Origin of the sequence: Pseudothioclava alba, from assembly GCF_033100795.1 — a bacterium.
GTDB lineage: Bacteria > Pseudomonadota > Alphaproteobacteria > Rhodobacterales > Rhodobacteraceae > Pseudothioclava.
Map to the genome: position 1 here is coordinate 74,582 of NZ_JAWLVI010000006.1, position 20,707 is coordinate 95,288.

At 58.4% G+C, this 20,707-nt stretch carries 25 protein-coding genes and 2 pseudogenes; 14 read left to right on the plus strand and 13 right to left on the minus strand.

The window, feature by feature from the left end; genetic code table 11:
* Position 1: 1 nt before the first annotated feature.
* The 10 genes from RYZ20_RS13380 to RYZ20_RS13425 all read right to left on the minus strand — a co-directional run bounded on the left by RYZ20_RS13380 (position 2) and on the right by RYZ20_RS13425 (position 7,193).
* Entirely contained in the window at positions 2–685 is a 684-nt protein-coding gene (locus RYZ20_RS13380) for a hypothetical protein (RefSeq protein WP_317674302.1), read from the minus strand.
* A 13-nt stretch (positions 686–698) separates the two neighbouring features.
* A complete protein-coding gene (locus RYZ20_RS13385) occupies positions 699–1,592 on the minus strand; it encodes an ATP-binding protein (RefSeq protein WP_173496011.1) in 894 nt (297 codons plus the stop codon).
* Positions 1,589–2,068, minus strand: coding sequence for a hypothetical protein (locus RYZ20_RS13390; protein WP_173496010.1), 480 nt, complete (start codon positions 2,066–2,068; stop codon positions 1,589–1,591). Before RYZ20_RS13390 ends, RYZ20_RS13385 begins: the two co-directional genes overlap by 4 nt.
* Positions 2,061–2,831 (minus strand): hypothetical protein, encoded by a 771-nt coding sequence (locus RYZ20_RS13395; RefSeq protein WP_173496009.1) that lies wholly within the window; start codon positions 2,829–2,831, stop codon positions 2,061–2,063. The genes RYZ20_RS13390 and RYZ20_RS13395 overlap by 8 nt, the downstream gene beginning before the upstream one ends.
* A complete protein-coding gene (locus RYZ20_RS13400; RefSeq protein ID WP_173496008.1) occupies positions 2,828–3,364 on the minus strand; it encodes a hypothetical protein in 537 nt (178 codons plus the stop codon). The genes RYZ20_RS13395 and RYZ20_RS13400 overlap by 4 nt, the downstream gene beginning before the upstream one ends.
* A 107-nt stretch (positions 3,365–3,471) precedes the next feature.
* Entirely contained in the window at positions 3,472–3,957 is a 486-nt protein-coding gene (locus RYZ20_RS13405; RefSeq protein ID WP_173496007.1) for a hypothetical protein, read from the minus strand.
* A 24-nt stretch (positions 3,958–3,981) separates the two neighbouring features.
* Entirely contained in the window at positions 3,982–4,320 is a 339-nt protein-coding gene (locus RYZ20_RS13410) for a hypothetical protein (RefSeq protein WP_173496006.1), read from the minus strand.
* A gap of 28 nt (positions 4,321–4,348) precedes the next feature.
* Positions 4,349–4,942: a sigma factor gene (locus RYZ20_RS13415; protein WP_173496005.1), complete on the minus strand. Its 594-nt coding sequence runs from the start codon at positions 4,940–4,942 to the stop codon at positions 4,349–4,351.
* Positions 4,943–5,014: 72 nt separating this feature from the next.
* Complete coding sequence (locus tag RYZ20_RS13420) at positions 5,015–5,977, minus strand: helix-turn-helix domain-containing protein (RefSeq protein ID WP_317674307.1); 963 nt, start codon at positions 5,975–5,977, stop codon at positions 5,015–5,017.
* Complete coding sequence (locus tag RYZ20_RS13425) at positions 5,958–7,193, minus strand: hypothetical protein (protein WP_173496003.1); 1,236 nt, start codon at positions 7,191–7,193, stop codon at positions 5,958–5,960. Before RYZ20_RS13425 ends, RYZ20_RS13420 begins: the two co-directional genes overlap by 20 nt.
* A 335-nt stretch (positions 7,194–7,528) precedes the next feature.
* Here RYZ20_RS13425 and RYZ20_RS13430 point away from each other — a divergent pair, with 335 nt between their 5' ends.
* The 4 genes from RYZ20_RS13430 to RYZ20_RS13445 are packed head-to-tail and all read left to right on the plus strand — an operon-like array spanning position 7,529 to position 9,949.
* The gene (locus tag RYZ20_RS13430) at positions 7,529–7,780 is read left to right on the plus strand and encodes a hypothetical protein (RefSeq protein WP_173496002.1); all 252 of its coding nucleotides are present in this window, start codon (positions 7,529–7,531) and stop codon (positions 7,778–7,780) included.
* Positions 7,777–8,229, plus strand: coding sequence for a DUF2924 domain-containing protein (locus tag RYZ20_RS13435; protein WP_173496001.1), 453 nt, complete (start codon positions 7,777–7,779; stop codon positions 8,227–8,229). The genes RYZ20_RS13430 and RYZ20_RS13435 overlap by 4 nt, the downstream gene beginning before the upstream one ends.
* Positions 8,226–9,536: a recombinase family protein gene (locus RYZ20_RS13440; RefSeq protein WP_173496000.1), complete on the plus strand. Its 1,311-nt coding sequence runs from the start codon at positions 8,226–8,228 to the stop codon at positions 9,534–9,536. The genes RYZ20_RS13435 and RYZ20_RS13440 overlap by 4 nt, the downstream gene beginning before the upstream one ends.
* Complete coding sequence (locus RYZ20_RS13445) at positions 9,533–9,949, plus strand: hypothetical protein (RefSeq protein WP_173495999.1); 417 nt, start codon at positions 9,533–9,535, stop codon at positions 9,947–9,949. Before RYZ20_RS13440 ends, RYZ20_RS13445 begins: the two co-directional genes overlap by 4 nt.
* A gap of 39 nt (positions 9,950–9,988) precedes the next feature.
* Here the strand turns inward: RYZ20_RS13445 and RYZ20_RS13450 are convergent, their stop codons facing one another.
* Together RYZ20_RS13450 and RYZ20_RS13455 are read right to left on the minus strand one after the other, a co-directional pair.
* Complete coding sequence (locus RYZ20_RS13450) at positions 9,989–10,243, minus strand: DUF6429 family protein (protein WP_173495998.1); 255 nt, start codon at positions 10,241–10,243, stop codon at positions 9,989–9,991.
* Between the two features lie 505 nt (positions 10,244–10,748).
* Complete coding sequence (locus tag RYZ20_RS13455) at positions 10,749–10,961, minus strand: hypothetical protein (RefSeq protein WP_317674312.1); 213 nt, start codon at positions 10,959–10,961, stop codon at positions 10,749–10,751.
* Positions 10,962–11,031: 70 nt separating this feature from the next.
* Between RYZ20_RS13455 and RYZ20_RS13460 the strand changes: the two genes are divergently transcribed.
* Together RYZ20_RS13460 and RYZ20_RS13465 are read left to right on the plus strand one after the other, a co-directional pair.
* Positions 11,032–11,307 (plus strand): transposase, encoded by a 276-nt coding sequence (locus RYZ20_RS13460; protein ID WP_317674314.1) that lies wholly within the window; start codon positions 11,032–11,034, stop codon positions 11,305–11,307.
* A 20-nt stretch (positions 11,308–11,327) separates the two neighbouring features.
* Positions 11,328–11,756 (plus strand): IS3 family transposase, encoded by a 429-nt coding sequence (locus RYZ20_RS13465; RefSeq protein ID WP_317674316.1) that lies wholly within the window; start codon positions 11,328–11,330, stop codon positions 11,754–11,756.
* Positions 11,757–11,781: 25 nt separating this feature from the next.
* On the opposite strand, the pseudogene RYZ20_RS13470 reads toward RYZ20_RS13465, so the two are convergent.
* Positions 11,782–13,024, minus strand: a pseudogene (locus RYZ20_RS13470) (IS256 family transposase).
* 96 nt (positions 13,025–13,120) lie between these two features.
* On the opposite strand from RYZ20_RS13470, the pseudogene RYZ20_RS13475 reads away from it, so the two are divergent.
* The 8 genes and pseudogenes from RYZ20_RS13475 to RYZ20_RS13510 form a co-directional block, all read left to right on the plus strand.
* Positions 13,121–13,549, plus strand: a pseudogene (locus tag RYZ20_RS13475) (transposase); the annotation flags it as partial.
* A gap of 310 nt (positions 13,550–13,859) precedes the next feature.
* Complete coding sequence (locus RYZ20_RS13480; protein WP_317674318.1) at positions 13,860–14,759, plus strand: glycosyltransferase family 2 protein; 900 nt, start codon at positions 13,860–13,862, stop codon at positions 14,757–14,759.
* 14 nt (positions 14,760–14,773) lie between these two features.
* A complete protein-coding gene (locus tag RYZ20_RS13485; protein ID WP_317674320.1) occupies positions 14,774–15,643 on the plus strand; it encodes a glycosyltransferase family 2 protein in 870 nt (289 codons plus the stop codon).
* A 147-nt stretch (positions 15,644–15,790) separates the two neighbouring features.
* On the plus strand, positions 15,791–16,351 hold the full coding sequence (rfbC, locus tag RYZ20_RS13490) for a dTDP-4-dehydrorhamnose 3,5-epimerase (protein WP_317674322.1): 561 nt from the start codon (positions 15,791–15,793) through the stop codon (positions 16,349–16,351).
* A gap of 3 nt (positions 16,352–16,354) precedes the next feature.
* Positions 16,355–17,407: a dTDP-glucose 4,6-dehydratase gene (gene rfbB / locus RYZ20_RS13495; RefSeq protein WP_317674324.1), complete on the plus strand. Its 1,053-nt coding sequence runs from the start codon at positions 16,355–16,357 to the stop codon at positions 17,405–17,407.
* On the plus strand, positions 17,404–18,258 hold the full coding sequence (rfbD, locus tag RYZ20_RS13500) for a dTDP-4-dehydrorhamnose reductase (protein WP_317674326.1): 855 nt from the start codon (positions 17,404–17,406) through the stop codon (positions 18,256–18,258). Before rfbB ends, rfbD begins: the two co-directional genes overlap by 4 nt.
* The gene (gene rfbA / locus RYZ20_RS13505; protein WP_317674328.1) at positions 18,255–19,154 is read left to right on the plus strand and encodes a glucose-1-phosphate thymidylyltransferase RfbA; all 900 of its coding nucleotides are present in this window, start codon (positions 18,255–18,257) and stop codon (positions 19,152–19,154) included. Before rfbD ends, rfbA begins: the two co-directional genes overlap by 4 nt.
* Complete coding sequence (locus tag RYZ20_RS13510) at positions 19,147–20,514, plus strand: phosphohexomutase domain-containing protein (protein ID WP_317674330.1); 1,368 nt, start codon at positions 19,147–19,149, stop codon at positions 20,512–20,514. The genes rfbA and RYZ20_RS13510 overlap by 8 nt, the downstream gene beginning before the upstream one ends.
* Positions 20,515–20,707 lie beyond the last annotated feature (193 nt).

Genomic DNA, 20,707 nt, shown 5'->3' on the forward strand with positions numbered 1-20,707 from the left:
CTCACTCAGCCCAGCTGGGCCGCCCGGCGAACCCGGGGCTCGCTGGTGACTGCGCCGGCGCTTGGGCGGGCTGTTGCGGAGCTTGCGGCGCGGTCCCATAACCATGCCCCATCGGCGCTGCCTGTGGCGGCGTGCTGGGCGCGGGATAGTAAGGCGCGGCGGGTGCGCTCGGCATGGTGGACGCACCAAGCCCCATCACAGACGCATAATCGCGATGGTTTGGCGCCAGTGCGCTTTTGATCTCGTTCTTCTCCTCACCATTGGTGTCAGTGCCGACATCAATGCGGGCAACGAATTCCAGACCATCAAGCTCATGGAAGCCGGCAATCCGGCGCCGCGCTTGGGCCTCGGGCGAGTTGTCCTTGTCGGAAATCCCGCGAGACGAATTAAGGATGCCCCGGATCAGGCTGCGCCCCATATTGGTCCAGTTCGGGCCATTGGGGCTGTAGAGCCCGATCATCGACCAGATCTTGCGCTTGGCGTAGGGCCCTTCGAGCACTGTGAATTCTGCATCGAGATAGACGGCACCCGAGCCGCCGCGCTTGGCATAGCCGCCGGCCCAGCCCTGGGCCGGATCGTCAAACCCGCCCGGGCGGATGGTCAGGCGCACCTTGGCGATCGTGCCCTTGGGGATCAGGTTGATGTTGGACTGCACGTCGTTGAAATCGTTCCAATGTCCAGACATGGCTGGGCTCCTTTCAGCTGGATGGGGTGTCGGTGGGGGTGGCCTGCGCCGGGGATGGCGCGGGCAGCTGTGGCGGCTGGTAGGTCAGGCGCCGCTCAGCGGGCACGAGGGGGCCGCGGATCTTGTCCATCAGCTGGCCCAGATGCGGGGCCTCGAGGAGGCCAAGGCGGCCAGAGCGGTCCTTGGCCGGGTAGCCCCAGCCGTTCAGCGTCTGGCAGACAAAGCCGCGCTGAAGCTGGCCATCCTCGCCCTTGATCTCGGCCATGGTGATGACCTGATCGACGATTCCCGGCAGCTCGAGCCCGGTCTTAGACCCATCAATCTGGGGCACGAAGACCTTGCGGTTGAAGTCATCGAGCTTCTCGTCGAGGATACCCACGAACCAGACATTCTTGCCGCGCGTGTGCTGCAGATGGGTCAGCCAGGCGATCATCTCGCGGCCATGAAGCCCGTAGGCACCGCGCACATCGGGCTTGCCGGTCTTTTCCGAGTGCGCCTCGGGCTGGCCCTTGCACCATTGAAAGCACAGCCGCCCGGCCACGGTGATCGAGTCGATAAACACCGTGTCGTATTTGGCGAGGGCCTCAGGATCACCAAACTTCTTGCAGACGGCCGCATAATGCGCGGGGCTATAGGCTTGATCATCGCGCAGTGCCGGGTTCGGGCCACCGATGAACACCGCGAAATCCCGACATTCCGTCCAGGTCCGCGGCCGGATGGCGTCGATCGCCAGCCCTTCGATGGCCAGATCGCCAGCTTCGAGATCAAAAAACAGCGTGGTTGAGGCGTTCAGCGTCCAGAGCAGGCTGGTTTTGCCAATGCCCGATCGGCCGAAGATCACGCCTTTGATGCCACGGTGCTCTGCAAGGCGCTGGTCAGCGGTGATGATGGGGAGCGCGCAGGTCATGACAGCACCTCACCGGTCATTTCAGCGGCACAGGCGTTGCCGGTTACAGCGGTGTAAAGCGCGTCGAGCCGGTCGGCCTCGGCGAGGCATTCGCGACCCTTGCGGCGCATGAATTGGCGCGCGTCATTGAGCAAATCGGGGTCTTCGATCAGGTCCGGGACCGCGACGTATTCCTCAGCGCTTTCGACGAAGTAGGACTTCGATCGCAAGTCGCGGACGAGAGGCGCGAAGGCGTCACACCGGTCGGCGAAATCCGTCTGGGTCATCACGTCGTGACGGTTACGCAGGATCCGCTTCACTTCAGAAATGATCCCGGTCCGCAGCATACGCATCGCGCCTTCCGCGCGTGCCTGCGAACAGGTCAAAGGGAATGCCGCGCCCATGATGTCGTCGGCAATTTTCGGGGCATTGTTGCCAAGCTGGGAGGCCACCTCCCAGACGCGTTCGGCAAAGGCTGCTGACTGGCTGTCAAGCATCGAACCACTCCTTGATGTTGGTGAAAGCTTCCGACCCCGCCGCGATGGCCGCGACGTCGAGATGATGAAACTGGCTGTCGCGAGCGTCGCGCATACCCGTTCGCGCAAGCGCCAGGTTCTCGTCGGTGGCCCATTCTGCAAAGGCGCGGAACGTGCCGGTGACATGCTGCCAGGCGACCTGTTGCGGCGTCGGCGGGACATAAAGCGGGTTCCGCCGACTGGGTTTGCGCTGCGGGCGCATGCCCCGCAGGGCAGCATCGACCACCATCTTGCGCAGCGCCGCTCGGTTCGGCTCCTCGCCACGTTCGAGGCGTTCATCCAGCGTGCGCCGCACGATACCGGGATCAACGACCTCTGCGTCGCGGATCAGGCGCGCATCATGGATCTGGTCGCGCCGCAGGCCGAGGTCAGCGGCCGAGGCAGTGTTGCGGTCTTCAACAGTGCTCCGATCCCCGCCGTTGCGTTTGACATCACCCCGCGCCTGTGCGGCATCGTATTCATCCGCGAGACGCCGTTTGGCGGCGGCCTCGATTTCCAGGGCATCGGCCTGCGCACGGTGGGCGGCAGCGACAAGATCATCATGGGCGGCTTTTGCGCTTTTCAGGCGTGCGGCCCGTTTGGCGACATCATAGGCAAGGCCTGCGGCTTCGCGAGCTTCCAGAACCTCCGCAGCGGTCTTGGCGCCTGCCAGCATAGCCGCCGCTCGGACAATCAAACCGGGCAGGTTCTCGTCGCTTGTTGTGATTGAGACGGGCACGGTCATTGGGCGCGCTCCGCCGCTTTCGACCTGGCGATCACCTCCAGAGCCGCGCAGACATGCGTCCCGGGGTTTGCGCCATGTGCCAACAGGCGATCCAGCAGGACCGACAAAACCAGAACTGTTTCTCGGGCCGCCTCGGCGATTGCGCGCTCACCTTGGATTGCAAGGTAGAGGTCGGCCAACGTGGCTCCGTTTGGGCCGAAGAGTGACATCATCTTTGGTTCGTCATCTTCGGGCGCCTCGATCTCGATGATCAGCGGAAGCCGCGAGGCCAGTCCTCTCGGAAGCAATCCGTCCGGAATGATGGAGCGCGGATCACCGCTGGCAGGCGTGTCATGGACGACGACGTCGACTTCGGTGGTCTCACTCGCCCAATCGCTCTCAAAAACGGCAAACAAGGGCGTGCCATCGGCATGCGCACGGGCATCTTCAATCTGGTAACGGCCGTTCGACTTGAGGATCTCGGCGAGCTCCCAGCGGCGAAAGAGCCCGGGGAGGCGCTGCAGAGTTTCGTGCGGGATGTCGAGGTTTTTCATGGGGGCAGCCTTTCCGATGGTGGATGGAGTTTCCGGGACGTCTGAATGGCAAAAGCCATTGTCAGGGCCTGTGCGGGACAGGCCGCTTGGTGATTTTCGCTCGCTCATCACGCGGCCTCATTCGGCTCGAGGGTGACCTTCAACGTGCCGACCTTCACGGTGCGCGCAGGCTCGAACCCCTTGCGCCAGGCCTCGGGAAGTGCGCCGTACTTGCGTTCGGAAACCGACAGCTTGGTATCGATGAATTCAGCGGGATCCTCGCCGCTGTCGGCAATGTTGGCGGCGATTTGCGCCAGCTTTTCCTGATCCCAGTCGATGCGTTTCGGCAGGTCAGCGACCACGGTGTAATCGCTATCGACGAGGCGGACGGTGCCGGTGTCCTTGCCGCAAGCCCGCCGGGCCTCGGCCGCGCGGGTGGCGTAACGCACCTCGAGAGCGTTGTTGAATTTGGCGCTGGCAGCCTTCAGCTGCTTGGCCGCATGGTCCAGCTCGGCTTGGAGCGCGGCGAGCAGTTCCACCGGCAGCTGCGCCAAATCGCCTGCGGGCAGGGTCAGCATGTCGTTGATGCTGGGCGTGTTGTCAGGATAGGTCATGAGAGGTTCCTTTTCGGGGGATGGTCAGGCGGCGACAGCAGCGAGCTGCGTCACGGCATCAGCGGATCCGGGCGTCTTGGGACGCGCGATTGCGAGGTAGGAAAACAGGTCCGGCCCAAGGCGTTCTTGGACGAGGTGGACGAGGCCTTTGCCTTCGGTCCAAAAGGCCCGCTTTCCCAAGAGGGCCAGTTCCGTGCGCTCATTGTCCCCAAGCTTGGAAAGCCCCGGGAATGTATCGAGCACCAGAAACCCGCGGTGGTATTCCAAACGGTCGCCGGGCAAGGCCTGCGCCACCCAGGCGCAGAACTGGATTTCCGTCAGCGGGGACTTCGGCCGGACCGTGGTGATGGTTGCTGTGATCATGATCTTGCTCTCCTCGCCCTGCTTCTACTCACGCGGTCTGAAAACCGTCCCAGCAGGGGCCGAGGCCGTAGGCGGTGAGGACGGGACGAAGAGCGGAGATCCGGCGATAGAGGGTTGAGCGTTTGACAGCGCCGTGGGCGACAAGGTCAGAAACAGTGACACGGGACAGGGCACGGCAGAGCTGGCGATCACCATTGCTCAGACGGGCCAGCGCGCATTCGGTCGCAAGCCGCGCATGCAGCATGTCGGTGTCAAAAGGGCGCTGACCGTACCAGCTGGCCAGGCCGTCCTCCTCAAGCAGCAGATTTTTCAGAGGCTCGCGGCTACCTGCCATCGGCGCATCGAGCGAAAACATCCACCCGTCCTGCGCCCGACGCTGACGCTGGATGCGCATCGCGATACGCGATGACTGGTTTCGCAATACGATATTGGCGAAGGCGCCAATGCTGCCGCGGCGCGCGTCAAATCCGGGCAAGCGGCAAATGAGATCGAGCAGCAGATCCTGGGAGAGATCCTCGAGGTCAGCTGGCGGCAGGCGCAATTTGCGCTGCAGGCGACGTGCGGCGCGATTGGCCTCGTCGATCAGCGTGACAACGTCGGCGGTAGATAATCTGGTGGGCATGATCGGGGTCCTCGAAGCTTGATTTCTCTTGCTCCGAACTTGACCGACCCCGGCCTTCCGTTTGTGTGTTTGTTATGTGTGGATTGTGTGCCGTTTGTGTGTGGCGCCCTCATCGGCAAAGGAAATTGCGTCTGGCGCGAGACCCAACCGATAACCGACGCCATGCACTGTTGCGATCAGTTCCTTGGCCGCCGAAGCCGGCGCGCCGGGTGCCACAAGGGCTTTGCGCAAATCCCGAATAACCTCGTTCGGCGGGCGGCCGGTCTCAGCCTCAATGATTTGCTTCTTGATGATCGGGTCCCTGCGGCATGCCTGTTCAGCGAGCAAAACGAGAACGGCAACCATCTGAACCGACATGTCCAGAACCCTTCCATCAAGCATGACGGACGGGATGGACCGATCCATGATCAAGCGGACGCGGTTACCTGCTGGCAGCAGGCCGCCGAAGAAAATCGTTTTACCGCCGTTCCCATCCGCGTGAACGATCTCGGAGACATCGTGAACGTCGATTTCCATGTCGTGCAGGCGGATGGCACTGGCTTGGTCAATCTCATCAAAGACCACAATCGGCAGCGTGCCCCCGGCGAGCGATTTCAAAAGCATCGAGATGCCCGGCACAAACACGTCCCTGGGTGACTGGCACAAAAAGATGCTGCGCCCCGTCGCAGTCTTACCCATCGACCAAAGCCCTGCGGAAATCGCCGCCGGCGTCCCTGTCAACTTGCCCGCCGCCGCGATGGCCGCGATCAACTGCTCTCCATCGATCCGATAGCGGATAAGGTCGTTCGGCTCGAGGATGACATCCTGGCTGGGGTCGAGCGGGCAGCAGGCGACGAGCTTGCCGTCGATTTCCTGGATCACTCTGGCATCATAGCCGCAATCGCAATGCGCGCAGGTGCCCCAACTTTCGATCTTGCGCTCTTCGATCAGGATGCGCGCCCTGAGCAGCTTGTTGATTTCGGCCTCGGGGAAGCGCCGCAGCAGTCGGCCAGAGACCTCAGGGCGCGCGCCTGTCTTATTCAGCCGCTTCCACAACCAGATCAAAATCATGGTCTTTCTCCAACCCGTTGCGTGCAATAAGCGTGTGGATCGATTTCTCGAACCGCGTGCGGCGGAAGGCCAAGGTCCCGGGAGGTTTCAGCCGCACTGTGGACTGGGCCGGCTTCTTTTTGCCCACATGGAAAAACACACGGAACGTGATCTCGCCAAGCTGCCAGCCTTGCCGAAAATCCACCTCGCTGGTGGCAAAGTTGCGCAATGCGCCTTTGGTGTCCTTGGTCACCCAGCTGCGCAGATGCCGCGAGGCCTGCGCGTCCTCATCCCATTCGAAAAGATCGGCTGCCGCAGCCACGATGGTCACGCTGTGGATAGCGTCATCATGCCTGTGCTCGAAGGCAAAGTGGGGGCCTGCCTCGGAGATGGGATCCAGCGTGTAGAGATCCCGCGCGTGATCACCGGCGAAGAAGCCGGGGCGGCCCAGCACATGGGTGGCGAAGAGCTCCGCCAGTTCAACCTGCTGGGATTTCAGGACGCCGCCGATCAGAAGGCGCCCCTCGGTCGCGTTATAGCGCAGGGCCGCGTATTTGACCGCACGCACCGTGATGATTTCTTCACGATCGCCCGAAACCACAGGCGTGGTCTTGACCGGAGCGCCATGGCTCAAGACCAGATTGAATTCGTCATCCTCGTCATACGGCGCCAAACGGCAATAACCGCCCTGCAAGTCCTTGGCGAAGAGTGCCGCCGCGGCGGCCCCGAATGCTGCTCCGACCTCGTCGGTGAAATCCGCAGGCACATCCCGTTCTGGCCCACGAAACTCGGCCATCGCGGTCGGCGCCCTCAACGCCATTTGGTCCGCAGCGACCTCGAACAGGTCGTGGTGCTGGAGATAGACGCGCAGCGCGACATGTTTCGGATCCTGTTTTGCGGGTGCATCTGCCGTCTGCTCAGTGTCGGCAGGCTCGAACAACGTGATCTGTTGGCGCCGTGCCGCCGACAGGATCGTCTCCAGCCCATGCGATGTGCCCAGTTCCGCAATTCGGTGCAGGTCAGCCACCAGCCCCTCGGACCAGTCATTGACGGGTTGGTTAAAATACTCTGCCAGCAGGCCACGATGGTCTGCCTCTTCATCATCAAAGGCGATGGGCGCAACCCCGTCAGCGAAATGGCGCTCGAAGAGCTGGCGCATGAGCATGGGATCAATGGTCTTCAGAAAACGTGGGTTCACGAACTTCTTGAGATTGCCGGCCATGGCGAATCCTTTCTGTCGGGGAAATAATGTTCATCTTATGTTCTCGCGACAACAGGTCAATCATCGCGTTGGGCGTGGGACGGTTTCCAAAAGGCGTGAGTAGAAGCTGGGCGAGAGAACGACCCGGGAAACCCCATGAAACGCCCCAACGCCCTACAACCCGACCGCATGACCGCCCGAGATCGCCGCGCCGAGCTTTGCAGCTTGCTGGCGCTTGGCCTTGTCCGGCTACACCGAAGAGAAAGTCGGCAAAATACTGATATTTATGGAGAAAGTTCGCTACACAACTCAGTGTGTCCGAGCATTCATGCAGTTTCAATCAGAAAGGAAGCAACATGAACGCTCTGAACCCGGCATTGCACACGGATGCCCTACGCCGTCTATTGAAACGCCCCAACGCACTGCACCCAGACCACATGACTGCCCAAGAACGTCAGGCTGAGATTTGCAGTCTGCTCGCGCTCGCCATCGCGCGGCCAAATATGCGCACTCGCGAAAATCCGGCTGAAAACGGTGGAAATGAGCGCTGGCGGATCGAGGCACAGCCACGCCGTCTTGCCCCTCGAAATCGAAAGCAGCACTCATGAAGGAACATGATCAAATTCCTGCGCGCATCGCAGCGTTGAAAACCACCCCAACTACAGAGTTGAAGAAACAATGGCGGGAGCTGTTTGACCACGAACCACCCCCCTTCAACCGCCGCTACCTCGAGAGCCGTTTGGCCTATCGCATCCAGGAATTGGCCTTTGGCGGGTTAAAGCCTGAGACGGCTCGTTATCTTGAGAAGCTCGGCGAAGATCTGGACGGCGGTGATCCATCGCGGCGGCGCATCCGTGTGGACAATGTGCCCATCACGGGCACGCGCTTGCTTCGTGAGTGGCAAGGCGTCGAGCACGTCGTCACCGTAACCAATGAGGGCTTCGAATGGCAGGGGCGACCCTACAAATCGCTCTCCGCAATTGCTCGCGCCATCACAGGCACACGCTGGAATGGCTGGGTATTCTTTGGCTTGAAAAATTACAGGAGGCGGACATGAACAAACCGATCCTGCGCAAACTGCGTTGCGCCGTTTATACACGAAAATCCAGCGAGGAAGGTCTCGAGCAGGAATTCAACTCGCTCCATGCCCAACGCGAAGCGTGCGAAGCTTACATCGCGAGCCAACGCTCCGAGGGTTGGGTGGTGCTCCGCGAACAATATGACGACGGCGGCGTCTCCGGCGGCACATTGGAGCGCCCAGGCCTCAAAGCTCTGATGCAGGATATCGAGGACGGCCTGGTCGACGTGGTCGTGGTCTACAAGATCGACCGTCTCAGCCGCTCGCTGGCGGATTTTGCCAAGCTGGTTGAGATATTCGACCGGACCGGCGTCACCTTTGTGTCCGTCACCCAGCAGTTCAACACGACGACCTCGATGGGGCGGCTGACACTGAACATCCTACTCAGCTTCGCCCAGTTCGAACGCGAAGTGACCGCCGAACGAATCCGCGACAAGTTTGCCGCCAGCCGCAAGAAGGGAATCTGGATGGGCGGTGTGCCGCCCTACGGTTACCGCGTCGAAAATCGAAAGCTGATCATCGATGAGGAAAAGGCCGAGCATGTCCGTTGGATTTTCGCCCGGTTTATTGAAATCGGTTCAGCCACAGAGCTTGCGCGGCAACTCGATCGGCGCAGACTGCGAACGCCCAACGGAAACAGGATGGACAAGAAGTATCTGTATCGGCTGCTTAAAAATCGCGCCTATATCGGCGAGGCCGTACACAAAGGTGAGAGCTACCCTGGAGAGCATGAGCCGATCCTTGAGCAGGACACATGGGACAAGGTCCATACGATCCTACAGGAAAGCCCTCGCACGCGTGCGAACAAGACGCGGGCAAACACACCAGCGCTGCTGAAAGGCTTGCTCTACGGCCCCGATGGGGCGGCGTTCTCTCCGACCCACACGCGTCGGCGTGGTAAGCTTTATCGATACTACGTCAGTCAGACCGTATTGAAGCATGGTGCAGGATCTTGCCCGATCGGCCGAGTGCCCGCCGGAGAAATCGAAAGCGCCGTCATTGAACAACTGAGGGTCGTGTTCCGCCAACCGGAAATCGTTGCAGGCACATGGAAAGCGGCCTGCGAACAGTCCAGCGAGATTTCTGAGGCTGACGCGCGCAGCGCACTCATGCAACTCGACCCACTTTGGGACGAACTGTTCCCAGGCGAACAGGCGCGCATTTTGGGGCTGATTGTCGAACGCGTCGATATCGAGGAAGCCGGCATCAACGTGCGGCTCAGAGTGGATGGGTTGACGAACCTTACCCGCGAAATGCCCGTCAACCACGCGGAGGCAGCGGAATGACCAGAAACGCCTCCAATCCCAATACCATAACTGTCAGGGTCCCGTTTCGCGTTGTAAAACGCGGCGGGCGCAAAGAAGTCCAACTCCCAGAAGGCGCCTCAATCCCGAGGAGAACAGACAATACGCTCGTCAAAGCCCTTGCCCGCGCATTCCGTTGGAAACGGATGATCGAGTCCGGCGAGTTCGCATCGATTTCTGAACTTGCCGCAAAGGAGGGGATCGCCTTTACCTACATGGCACGTTTGATGCGGTTGTCATTACTGGCGCCAGATATGGTCGATGCCATCGTTGACGGTCGACAGCCAGCGAACGTCACGCTTGCAAATCTGATGGATCCATTCCCGCTGGAATGGAAGGAGCAACGAATGGCGCTAACCCAAGAGCGAGGCGAGAGCCGCAACGATCATCTGTAAGGCGTCGAGGACTGGACGGCCTGGCCTTCAAAGGTCGGGTTACTCCGCCTGTTCGGGCCGACTTTTTGCAAACATTGCGGCAAGAGCGTCTCCGGCTCGAGCCAAGCCTTCATCGGTCAAGGTGAGCGATTTTGCCTTACCGCTCGGATCGTGGATCAGCCCCTTCGCATGAAGACGATCCGTTATTTCCCAGTCGATCCCTTTCCAAACACGATTCACGTCATGTAGCGTCAAGCTGAGTATGGCGAGCGCCGCATCGTCAAGCCGGTCGGTATCGAGTTCAAATTCTGCCATTTTGGACCTCCGTTCACCTCAAAATGGTCAAAAACACAAGGTTTCTCAATCTGGCCGCCGAAATGTGGTGCCATCCGCTACAGAGAAATGTTCGATCTCCGTTCCATAGAAAAACAAATCTCTGGCGTCGAAGTGCTTAGCGGAGAACGAAAATTGTTAAGCAATTACGTATAGTTAACGGCATTACACCTTATCGAGCCAGTCGAGAGGTACAGAGAAAATGGGGCTGGAGAGAGCAATATCAATCACGGCGTGGGCCGAAGCAGTGCAGAGCACCACGGCCATAACCCTCTAAAATAACGGAAAATTCTGGCTACGATTGTGGGCAGAGAAAGGTTTGCCCAAGGTAGGTGGCGGAGGGAGCGGTTCTGGCACCCAACTCTCTTTCGTCCTAACCCATTGAAATAATTAATGCGGATTTCCGTGTGTGAGTTATTCGGTCCAAGTGGGTCTGGCAGCCAACTGAACCCCGAGTTTCTAAAAGTCAGCTCGAGCCCATTGCAGCTCAGCAGCTTGCCACGCCGTGATCATGCGGCTCATCGTGATGGCAAAGACCTAGACAGATCCCCTGCCCCGCCTTGATGGCGGCCATCAGCTGGCCTCGGCGTTTTTGGCCTTCCCTGAGCGGGGTGCCAAAATGTAAGCGAGCCCCATCACGTTGACATAGCGGCATTTTTTTAAACGCCGTGGTGGAGCCCGGCAAGATGAATTCGACCATATCCTGAAGTGGTCCCAGAAAACTGGACAGTTAGCTAAGGTGTATCCCAAACCTATGAAGGGATACGAAAATGGCGAAGCGCCGGAATTTTACAGATCAGTTTAAGGCCAAGGTGGCTTTGGAAGCACTGCGTGGCGACAAGACCGTGCAGGAGATTGCAGCGAAGCATCAGTTGCATCCAAATCAGGTCAGCACATGGAAGCGGCAAGCTATCGACGGGATGGCCGACGTTTTCTCAGGCGGCAAGCAGAGCGGGCCGACAGAAGCAGAAATCAAAGAACTGCATGCCAAGATCGGGAGGTTGGCGGTCGAGAACGATTTTTTGTCCGCAGGGCTGAAGCGATGAGCCCGGCAAAGAAACGCGCTATGATCGAGCGAGATCACCCTGAGCTGAGCATTAGCCAGCAGTGCAAACTGGTGCGGCTGTCGCGTTCGGCGTTTTATTACACGTCTGTCGGGATCAACGCGGATACGCTGGCCATGATGAAAGAGATTGACCGGGTCTTCACCAAATATCCGTTCTTCGGCAGTCGTCAGATCGCTGCTTATCTACGAAGAGAGGGCACAGTTGTAGGGCGGCATCGCGTCAGTCGATTGATGACGACGATGGGGCTAGAGGCGATCTACAAACGCCCCAGAACCAGCCAGCCGCATCCGCAGCATCCCGTCTATCCGTACTTGCTTAGAAAGATGGTAATAGACCACCCGAACCAAGTCTGGTGCGCAGATATTACCTTCGTGCCGGTCAAGAACGGCTTCCTCTACTTGGTGGTAACGTCCGTCAAGGTGGTGTAATTTCCCAGATGGCCTGAGGTCATGATCAGGCGGCTTTCGTGGTTATGCTGAGAATGGGGTCTATCTCCTCCTTGTCGATCTGAGCGAATGCCTCGACCATCATGTAGCGGCTTGAGGTCTGCCATTCGTCGTTCTGTTCAAACAGCACCGCGCCGATCAGACGCATGATAGATGCCTCGTTTGGGAAGATCCCCACGACGTCGGCGCGCCGTTTCACCTCCTTGTTCAGGCGTTCGATCGGGTTCGTGCTATGCAGCTTGGTTCGATGTTGGCGTGGGAACGCCATATAAGCGAGAACGTCATGCTCGCTGGCATCCATCAGGTCGGCCAACTTGGGCCAACGGGAGCGGAGCTGATCAGCCACGCGCTGCCATGTTTCACCCGCATGTTTGCGGTCGGGCTGATCGAATGCCTGCCGGATCGCGGCTGCCACGACCGTGTGTTGGCCCTTCGATACATGTGCCAGGGCGTTGCGCATCCAGTGAACGCGGCAACGCTGCCAGGTTGCCTCGAACACGCGCGAGATTGCGCCTTTCAGGCCAGTATGGGCGTCGCTGATTACCAGCTTTACGCCATCGAGGCCACGAGCCTTCAAGCTGCGCAGAAAATCCATCCAGAAGGTCTCAGCCTCCGAAGGGCCAACACCCAGGCCGATGATTTCACGCCGCCCCTCCGTGTTGGCCGCTACGGCGATTATGGCAGCCACGCTGACAATCCGCCCGCCCTGGCGCTGCTTGAGATAGGTGGCGTCGAGCCAGACATAGGGCCAGTCTCCGGTCAGAGGACGGTTCAGAAATTCACCAACTCTTTCATCGATATCCTTGCACAGCTTTGACACGGTGCTTTTCGAGATGCCGCTCAGCCCCATGGCTTGCACCAGCTCATCGACGCGACGGGTCGACACGCCGCCGATCCCGTTCGCCAGCGGTCTCGAACCGATGGCGACGCACTGGCTCACCCTGGATCACGGCAACCAGCGCCTGCTCAGAGGTCTTGCGGGCTTCGAGAAAGCTGGGGAAATAGCTGCCCTGCCGCAGCTTCGGCACTTTCAGGTTAAGCGTTCCCAGCCGAGTGTCCAGGGAACGGTCGCGATAGCCGTTGCGCCAGGTCGTGCGTTGCTCGGCCCGCTCATGGCGTCCGGCACCGATCAGGCCGTCGACATCACTCTCCATCATCAGTTGCAGGACGGCCTCTGCTATCGAGCGCAGCAAGTCGCCCTGATCGTGCTTTTGCAGAAGCTCGGTTAGGTCCATGTTGGTCTTGGTCATCGGGGTCTCCGTGTGGTCCGTGGTTGAAGTCGCCAAACTCCACCTCGACCATACACCTCGATGGCCACCTGAGATTACACCGTTGACGGCGCAGAAATTACACCACGTCCGTGGACGCTACCCTACTTGGTGGCGATCATGGATTGGGCCACGCGCAAAGTGCTAAGCTGGCGGCTATCGAATACGATGCACGCGGACTTCTGTGTCGAAGCGCTGAACGAGGCCATCGCCAAATACGGCCCGCCCGAGATATGCAATACGGATCAAGGCTCACAGTTCACCGGATCAGCCTGGATCACGACGCTGACGGATGCAGGCGTGCGTATCTCGATGGATGGGCGGGGTCGTTACCTCGACAACATCTTTATCGAGCGGCTGTGGCGCTCCCTGAAACAGGAGGCGATCTATCTCGAAGAAATCAATGACGGGTTCCAGGCCCGACGCGTCATCAAGGATTGGTTAGCATTCTACAATACCGAGCGGCCACATTCCGCGCTTGATCGGCTCACGCCAGACGACGCATATTGGGCAGGCTTGGAAGAACAAAAAGCAGCATGACCCGAAGGGCAACGAAGTAAAACTTAAACCGATACACCTTAGAAACGCTGCAAACCTGTCCGAAAAGGTGGGACCACTTCATCCCTCCTTCTGGTCTTCCTGAACCAGTTCTTCATGCCGCGGCACAATGCGCTCAAACCCACGTTCAGTCTTGGAAAGCAATTCGCCCTTGCATGCGCTGCAGGGCTGACACAGAATTTAACCTGAGTTATTCAAAAATCAGCCATGCCACCTTTCGGGACGTGGCATGTAAATCTATCAAGCGAGCGCTCTGATGATGACCAAATTTTCTGTGTTGATTACCTGCTACAATAAAGAGCAGATGATTTTCGACGCCATCATGTCAGCCAAGAACCAGGTTGGCGTACATGAAGTTTTGGTAGTTGATGACTGCTCGTCGGATGGGTCGATAAACCAAATACGTAAGCACCATGGAATCACGGTGCTATCAAACGCTCACAACCTTGGCGTCAGTGCCTCAACTGAGATTGGCATTCGCCATGCCCACCAGCGAGGCGCCGATTATATCGTCCTTCTCGACGGAGATGACATCCTAGCTCCAAATGCCGTACAATATTATAGATCAGTGCTCGAAAAAACTGGGTCAGATGCGATTTACTCAAAGGTACTTCGGGGCACGAGCGATTGCCGCCCTCTCGCTGTTCCATGTGATCCCGCAAGCAACATCACAATCATCAACGACCCATTTGATTTTTATCTAAAGCGAATTCGGGCCACTACCGCAGTCTGCGCACGCCCCCTTCTGATGGTCGAGACATTCAACCCTACGCTGCGCGTTCAAGACCACCAAATTGCCTTTTCCATATTCAAAAATGCACAGAAAGTCGTGATATCCGATGCCATTACGCATTATTGTTCCGAAGGCCGAGGCAACACCAATCTAAGCGCCGATCATTTGGCTGTAGCCACCTCGTGTGTTCGAATGTATGCAGAAACGTATTACCTGACAAGAAACAGCAAATTTCATTACAGCTATGTAGATCGATCTCTTAGAAGAGCGTTAAGGATCCGGCACACCAACGCTATGCCGTGGAAATACAATTTGTTTCTACAGATTGTCACTCCGTTTAAGAAGCTCCTTCCAACGCCAATTCAGCACAAGATTATGATGGGTATTTTTCTGAGATTACCAATCCATCCGGCATCCATAGCTTAAAAATCGGAGTTATTATGCCCCCCCATACCGACCTATCACGCGTTACGATTGTAAGCGTTTGCTACAACAGCACCAAAGTCTTGCCAGCAATGCTTCAATCCTGTGCAGGAACTCCCATTATACTGGTAGATAATGCATCTTCTGATGCAGGGGTTCTCGTCGATTTGGCCAATACGTATAAAGCCAGATTAATTCACAATGCGGAAAATTTTGGATTTGGTGTCGCGTGCAATATAGGAGCGAAAAACGCCAGGACAGATTTTTTATTCTTCCTTAACCCTGATGCTATGATACGCCCAGACACAATTGACGAACTTATTAAAGCTGCTGAGAAATACCCTCAGGCATCGGCCTTCAATCCACGCATCACCGATGATGACGGAGCCCAGTTTTTTAGGCGAGGCGGAATATTGACACCAACATCAGAAAAGATGCCTCGCGGCTGGCCTTCCGAAGATTGCGAGATCAATGTCCTTTCCGGCGCGGCCCTTTTTATTAGAAGGTCTCAGTTCGAAGCGGTTGGCGGCTTTGATCCAAATATTTTTCTATTTCATGAAGATGATGACCTGAGTTACCGATTGCGTAACGACCACGGCCCGATCCGATTTGTCCGCTCGGCGATAGTTGCCCATCAGGGAGGAAACTCATCCGGCGCAAGTGTAGAAACATCATCTATTAAAGCAAGGTACCTGGCGCGTAGCCGCATCTATGTAGCCCGCAAACACGGAAAACGCATGCCGTTTGTTTTCACTTTTTTAAAAGCAGTAAAGCAGTTTCGGAAACCATCTGTGTTATTTTCCACGAGTCAGCGTAGGGCTACATTTGCTTTTCTGCAAGGAGCACTCAGCACACTACAGGATGGCGGGCGAGGTAAAGGGGCATAAGGAACGTGCGTTGCGGTGTGATCGCAGCTTTCCTGGCGATTTCAACAATGCTACTTTCCCTATCAGACGTGGATTTTTGGATTTCCTGGTGGTGATCCTGTTGGGTTCTGATATTCGGCTCGTCACCAAAGAAAGGAATTGCCGTAGATGAAGATTCACGAAACCCGCTTGAACGGTTTGTTGGCAATCGAACCGAAACGCCATGGCGACCATCGTGGATTTTTCGCAGAAACCTACAGCAAGCGGGCATATGTGGGCCTGGGGGTTGATGCCACCTTCGTGCAAGACAACCACTCGCTGTCAGCGGCCACGAGCACGGTGCGGGGCTTACATTTTCAAGCGCCTCCGCACGCGCAGGCGAAGCTAGTGCGCTGTGGTCGGGGTGCAATCTTCGATGTGGCGGTCGATATCCGGCGCGGCAGCCCAACCTATGGCCGCTGGGCGGGCTATACCTTAAGCGCAGAGAACGGCGCGCAGCTCTATATCCCTGCAGGTTTTGCTCATGGCTTTGCCACGCTTATGCCCGACAGCGAGATTGTCTACAAATGTAGCGATTATTACGCCCCGGAAACCGAGGGCGGGCTGCGCTGGGATGACCCGGCTATTGGCATTGCATGGCCCCTCACAAGCGCACCAATGCTCAGTGAAAAAGATGCCCACGCCCCGCTCTTGGGGGATTTTAACAGCCCATTCACCTTCGAGGGATAACAAATGAAGCTACTGGTCACAGGTGGGGCGGGTTTTATCGGCTCAGCCGTTGTGCGGCTGGCGGTGGAGCGCGGGCATCAGGTGGTGAACCTTGACGCGCTGACCTATGCCGCCAATCTGGCCAATGTAGCGCCGGTGGTGGATAGCCCGCTTTACGCCTTTGTTCAGGCCGATATCCGCGACCGCGCCGCTTTGGATGCGGCCTTTGCCACGCACCAACCCGATATCGTTCTGCATCTGGCCGCTGAATCCCATGTTGACCGTTCTATCGACGGGCCCGCCGATTTTATCGACACCAATATCACCGGCACGTTCAACATGCTGGAGGCGGCGCGCAAATATTGGCAGGCGGCGGGGCGGCCCGATGGGTTTCGCTTTCATCACATCTCGACGGACGAGGTGTTTGGCTCGCTGCCCGCAGACCCGGCCGTGCAGTTCACCGAGGCCACGGCATACGATCCGCGCAGCCCCTATTCCGCCTCGAAAGCCGCGTCAGACCATCTGGTGCGCGCCTGGCATGAGACCTACGGCTTGCCCGTGGTGCTGAGCAATTGTTCCAATAATTACGGGCCCTACCACTTTCCGGAAAAACTGATCCCGGTGGTTATTCTGAACGCGCTGGCGGGGCGGGCGCTACCGATTTACGGCGATGGCAGCAATATCCGCGATTGGCTTTACGTCGAAGATCACGCCGATGCGCTTTTGTTGGTGGCCACAAAGGGCGCGCTGGGGCGCAGCTATAACATCGGTGGCGAGAACGAGCGCACAAACCTGCAGCTGGTGCAAACGATCTGTGCCATCCTCGACCGGTTGCGCCCGCGCGACACGGGCGCTTATACCGATTTGATCACCTTCGTCACCGATCGCCCCGGCCATGACGCGCGCTATGCCATCGACCCAACGCGCATTCGCGACGAGCTGGGCTGGCGCCCCAGCGTGACGGTGGAAGAGGGGTTGGAGCTCACCGTGCGCTGGTATCTCGAAAACGACGCATGGTGGCGCCCACTGCTGGACCGCCACGGCGTGGGCCAACGGCTTGGAACCGGCGCGCCATGAGCAATCTGCTAGTTTTTGGCCGGACGGGCCAAGTGGCGCGCGAGCTGCAGCAGCTTGCCCCGGTTCTGGCCTTGGGACGCGATGCGGCCGATCTAGCGCAGTCCGGCGCTTGTGCTGCGGCCATCCACGCCCACCGCCCCCGCGCGGTTATCAATGCCGCCGCCTACACAGGCGTTGATCGCGCCGAGGATGAAGAACCATTGGCCACCGCAATCAACGGTGTGGCGCCTACGGAAATGGCCCTGACTTGCGCGGCACTGAATATTCCCTTGGTGCATATCTCCACCGATTATGTGTTTCCCGGCACCGGCGACAGCCCTTGGGCGCCCGGTGATATGACAGCGCCCGCCAATGCCTATGGCCGCAGCAAGCTGGCTGGCGAGCACGGTATTCGCGCCACGGGCGCGTCACACGTCATTTTGCGCACCTCATGGGTGTTTTCGACCCATGGCAGCAATTTCGTGAAAACCATGCTGCGCCTGTCTGACACCCGCGACCAGATCAGCGTGGTGGATGACCAAATCGGCGGCCCCACGCCTGCGCGCGCCATTGCCGCCGCCTGCCTTGCCATCGCCCAACAACTGCAGGACGCGCCGGAAAAAACCGGCACCTATCATTTTAGCGGCGCGCCCGATGCCAGCTGGTGCAGCTTTGCCCGTGGGGTATTCAGCCTAACGGGCCGCCCCACCCGCGTGCAGGCCATTCCCACCAGCGCCTATCCCACGCCAGCCGCCCGCCCGCTGAACAGCCGGTTTGAGTGTAACACAACCACCTCCGTTTTTGGTTTGCCGCGCCCAGATTGGCACGCAGGCCTGAGGGAATGTTTAACAGAGTTAGGGGTATCCACATGACAAAGCGCAAAGGCATTATTCTGGCCGGTGGCTCGGGCTCGCGGCTGTACCCCATCACCATGGGGGTGTCGAAACAGCTGCTGCCGATTTATGACAAACCGATGGTCTATTATCCCTTAACCGTGCTGATGCTGGCGGGCATCCGCGAGATCATGATCATCACCACCCCCCACGACCAAGAGCAGTTCATCCGCACTTTGGGCGATGGCAGCCAATGGGGCATCTCGCTGCACTACAAGGTACAACCCAGCCCCGATGGGCTGGCGCAGGCCTTTATTCTGGCCGAGGATTTTCTGGCCGGTAGCCCCGCGGCCATGGTGCTGGGCGATAACATCTTCTTTGGCCACGGCCTACCGGACCTGCTGAAAGAGGCAGACAAAGCCACCGCTGGCGCAACGGTGTTTGGCTATCGTGTCTCAGACCCGGAACGATACGGCGTGGTGGATTTTGACGCCAACGGCACGGTCAAAAGCATCATCGAAAAGCCGCCCGCGCCGCCCTCGAACTATGCCGTCACGGGGCTTTATTTTGTCGACGCCACAGCGCCCGAACGCGCCCGAGCGGTGCGCCCCTCGGCCCGAGGCGAGTTAGAGATCACGACGCTTTTGGAAAGCTACCTGCACGACGGCGCGCTCAACGTGCAAAAAATGGGCCGCGGCTATGCCTGGCTTGATACAGGCACCCACGCCAGCCTGCTCGACGCAGGCAACTTCGTGCGCACACTGACCGAACGCCAAGGCCAGCAAGTGGGCAGCCCCGACGAGGTGGCGTTTGAAATGGGCTGGATAGACAAAGCACAATTAGCAGATCGCGCCCAGAAATTCGGTAAGAATGCCTATGGTGATTACTTAGGCAATCTGGCTCAAGCGAAAAAAATGGTGTCAGCGGATGAGTGAGCTGACCTGCTTCAAAGCCTATGACATCCGTGGTCGCCTGGGCATCGATCTGGATGAAAACATCGCCTATCGAATTGGTGCTGCCTTCGCCAAGGCACTGAATGCAAAAACCGTCGTTCTTGGACGAGATGTCCGAGCGTCTTCGGAGGCACTGGCAAGAAGCGTCACGCAGGGTTTGATTGACCAGGGGTGCGAGGTGCTTGATCTCGGGCTGTCAGGCACCGAGGAAATGTATTTCGCGACCACCCACTTCGGAGCTGACGGCGGGATTTGTGTGACTGCCTCACACAATCCGATGGATTATAATGGCATAAAGATGCTGAGGGCGGGTTCGGCGCCACTTGATGCCGCCACTGGCTTGGCGCGTGTCAAAGAACTGGCCGAAGAAAATGCGTTCGGGAAAAGCGCTGCTCTTGGCAAGGTCCGCAACACCGCCGAAGAGGCGCGCGCAGCGTATGTCGAACGTATTTGTCAGTTTGTTGATATCGCCGCGTTGAAGCCTCTGAAGATCCTAGTGAATGCCGGACATGGAACTGCTGGACCTACTTTCGATATCATTGCCGAACGGCTTGCAGAGCTTGGGGCCCCGCTGGTATTCGAACGTCTGTTCCACGAACCTGACGGCAGCTTCCCGCAGGGCATCCCAAACCCCCTCCTTCCAGAAAATCGACCAACGACTGCAGAAGCCGTCCTCGCTTCAGGCGCTGATTTCGGCGTGGCGTGGGACGGTGATTTTGACCGTTGCTTCTTCTTTGATCACACCGGCGCATTCATCGACGGCGAATATGTCGTCGGTCTACTCGCAGAGGCGTTCCTCACCAAAGATCCAGGCGCGACGATCATCCATGATCCCCGGATCATCTGGAACACGCAGGACCTTGTGGCGCAAGCCGGCGGGCGTGCTGTCCAAACACGCACGAGCCACGCCTTCATAAAGCAAGCCATGCGCGACGAGAACGCCGTCTATGGCGGTGAGATGTCCGCGCATCACTATTTTCGGGACTTCGTCTACTGCGACAGTGGCATGATCCCCTGGCTCCTCGTCGCGGAACTTGTCAGCCGGCACGGGCCGCTGGCGGATCTTGTGGCGGATCGCAAAGCGGCATTTCCCTCTTCGGGGGAGATCAATTTCACGCTCGACGATCCAAAGGCCGCCATCGCGAGAGTTCGAGCAGAATTTGAACCCGAAGCAATATCGATCGACGACATGGACGGCTTGGGCTTCGACATGGGCGTTTGGCGGTTCAATCTGCGCAGTTCAAACACCGAACCGGTTGTGCGGCTGAACGTCGAGGCGCGCGGCGACGCTGAGCTCGTTGCGCAGGGAGTTCAGCGTGTGAAACGAATTCTGCTCGGGTGAGATGGCTCTTCACCCTCATCGCTACCCTCATCGCTAAAAGAACATTTAGTGAACATAAGTCAGCTTTCATTATCTATGGCATTCACCCCGACCACCACCATCCCTGTCAAATGCCCGGACGGAATGGGTCTGGAAGCGAACTCTCTCTCACATCAGAGGCAGAAATTACGCTATCAAGCCGCGCCGCTCTTGG

Bases quoted from the DNA above. Each gene is read 5' to 3' on its own strand.
- RYZ20_RS13380 (WP_317674302.1), bottom strand. From the start codon at position 685: ATGTCTGGACATTGGAACGATTTCAACGACGTGCAGTCCAACATCAAC.
- RYZ20_RS13385 (WP_173496011.1), bottom strand. From the start codon at position 1,592: ATGACCTGCGCGCTCCCCATCATCACCGCTGACCAGCGCCTTGCAGAG.
- RYZ20_RS13390 (WP_173496010.1), bottom strand. From the start codon at position 2,068: ATGCTTGACAGCCAGTCAGCAGCCTTTGCCGAACGCGTCTGGGAGGTG.
- RYZ20_RS13395 (WP_173496009.1), bottom strand. From the start codon at position 2,831: ATGACCGTGCCCGTCTCAATCACAACAAGCGACGAGAACCTGCCCGGT.
- RYZ20_RS13400 (WP_173496008.1), bottom strand. From the start codon at position 3,364: ATGAAAAACCTCGACATCCCGCACGAAACTCTGCAGCGCCTCCCCGGG.
- RYZ20_RS13405 (WP_173496007.1), bottom strand. From the start codon at position 3,957: ATGACCTATCCTGACAACACGCCCAGCATCAACGACATGCTGACCCTG.
- RYZ20_RS13410 (WP_173496006.1), bottom strand. From the start codon at position 4,320: ATGATCACAGCAACCATCACCACGGTCCGGCCGAAGTCCCCGCTGACG.
- RYZ20_RS13415 (WP_173496005.1), bottom strand. From the start codon at position 4,942: ATGCCCACCAGATTATCTACCGCCGACGTTGTCACGCTGATCGACGAG.
- RYZ20_RS13425 (WP_173496003.1), bottom strand. From the start codon at position 7,193: ATGGCCGGCAATCTCAAGAAGTTCGTGAACCCACGTTTTCTGAAGACC.
- RYZ20_RS13430 (WP_173496002.1), top strand. From the start codon at position 7,529: ATGAACGCTCTGAACCCGGCATTGCACACGGATGCCCTACGCCGTCTA.
- RYZ20_RS13435 (WP_173496001.1), top strand. From the start codon at position 7,777: ATGAAGGAACATGATCAAATTCCTGCGCGCATCGCAGCGTTGAAAACC.
- RYZ20_RS13440 (WP_173496000.1), top strand. From the start codon at position 8,226: ATGAACAAACCGATCCTGCGCAAACTGCGTTGCGCCGTTTATACACGA.
- RYZ20_RS13445 (WP_173495999.1), top strand. From the start codon at position 9,533: ATGACCAGAAACGCCTCCAATCCCAATACCATAACTGTCAGGGTCCCG.
- RYZ20_RS13450 (WP_173495998.1), bottom strand. From the start codon at position 10,243: ATGGCAGAATTTGAACTCGATACCGACCGGCTTGACGATGCGGCGCTC.
- RYZ20_RS13455 (WP_317674312.1), bottom strand. From the start codon at position 10,961: ATGGTCGAATTCATCTTGCCGGGCTCCACCACGGCGTTTAAAAAAATG.
- RYZ20_RS13460 (WP_317674314.1), top strand. From the start codon at position 11,032: ATGGCGAAGCGCCGGAATTTTACAGATCAGTTTAAGGCCAAGGTGGCT.
- RYZ20_RS13465 (WP_317674316.1), top strand. From the start codon at position 11,328: ATGATCGAGCGAGATCACCCTGAGCTGAGCATTAGCCAGCAGTGCAAA.
- RYZ20_RS13480 (WP_317674318.1), top strand. From the start codon at position 13,860: ATGACCAAATTTTCTGTGTTGATTACCTGCTACAATAAAGAGCAGATG.
- RYZ20_RS13485 (WP_317674320.1), top strand. From the start codon at position 14,774: ATGCCCCCCCATACCGACCTATCACGCGTTACGATTGTAAGCGTTTGC.
- rfbC (WP_317674322.1), top strand. From the start codon at position 15,791: ATGAAGATTCACGAAACCCGCTTGAACGGTTTGTTGGCAATCGAACCG.
- rfbB (WP_317674324.1), top strand. From the start codon at position 16,355: ATGAAGCTACTGGTCACAGGTGGGGCGGGTTTTATCGGCTCAGCCGTT.
- rfbD (WP_317674326.1), top strand. From the start codon at position 17,404: ATGAGCAATCTGCTAGTTTTTGGCCGGACGGGCCAAGTGGCGCGCGAG.
- rfbA (WP_317674328.1), top strand. From the start codon at position 18,255: ATGACAAAGCGCAAAGGCATTATTCTGGCCGGTGGCTCGGGCTCGCGG.
- RYZ20_RS13510 (WP_317674330.1), top strand. From the start codon at position 19,147: ATGAGTGAGCTGACCTGCTTCAAAGCCTATGACATCCGTGGTCGCCTG.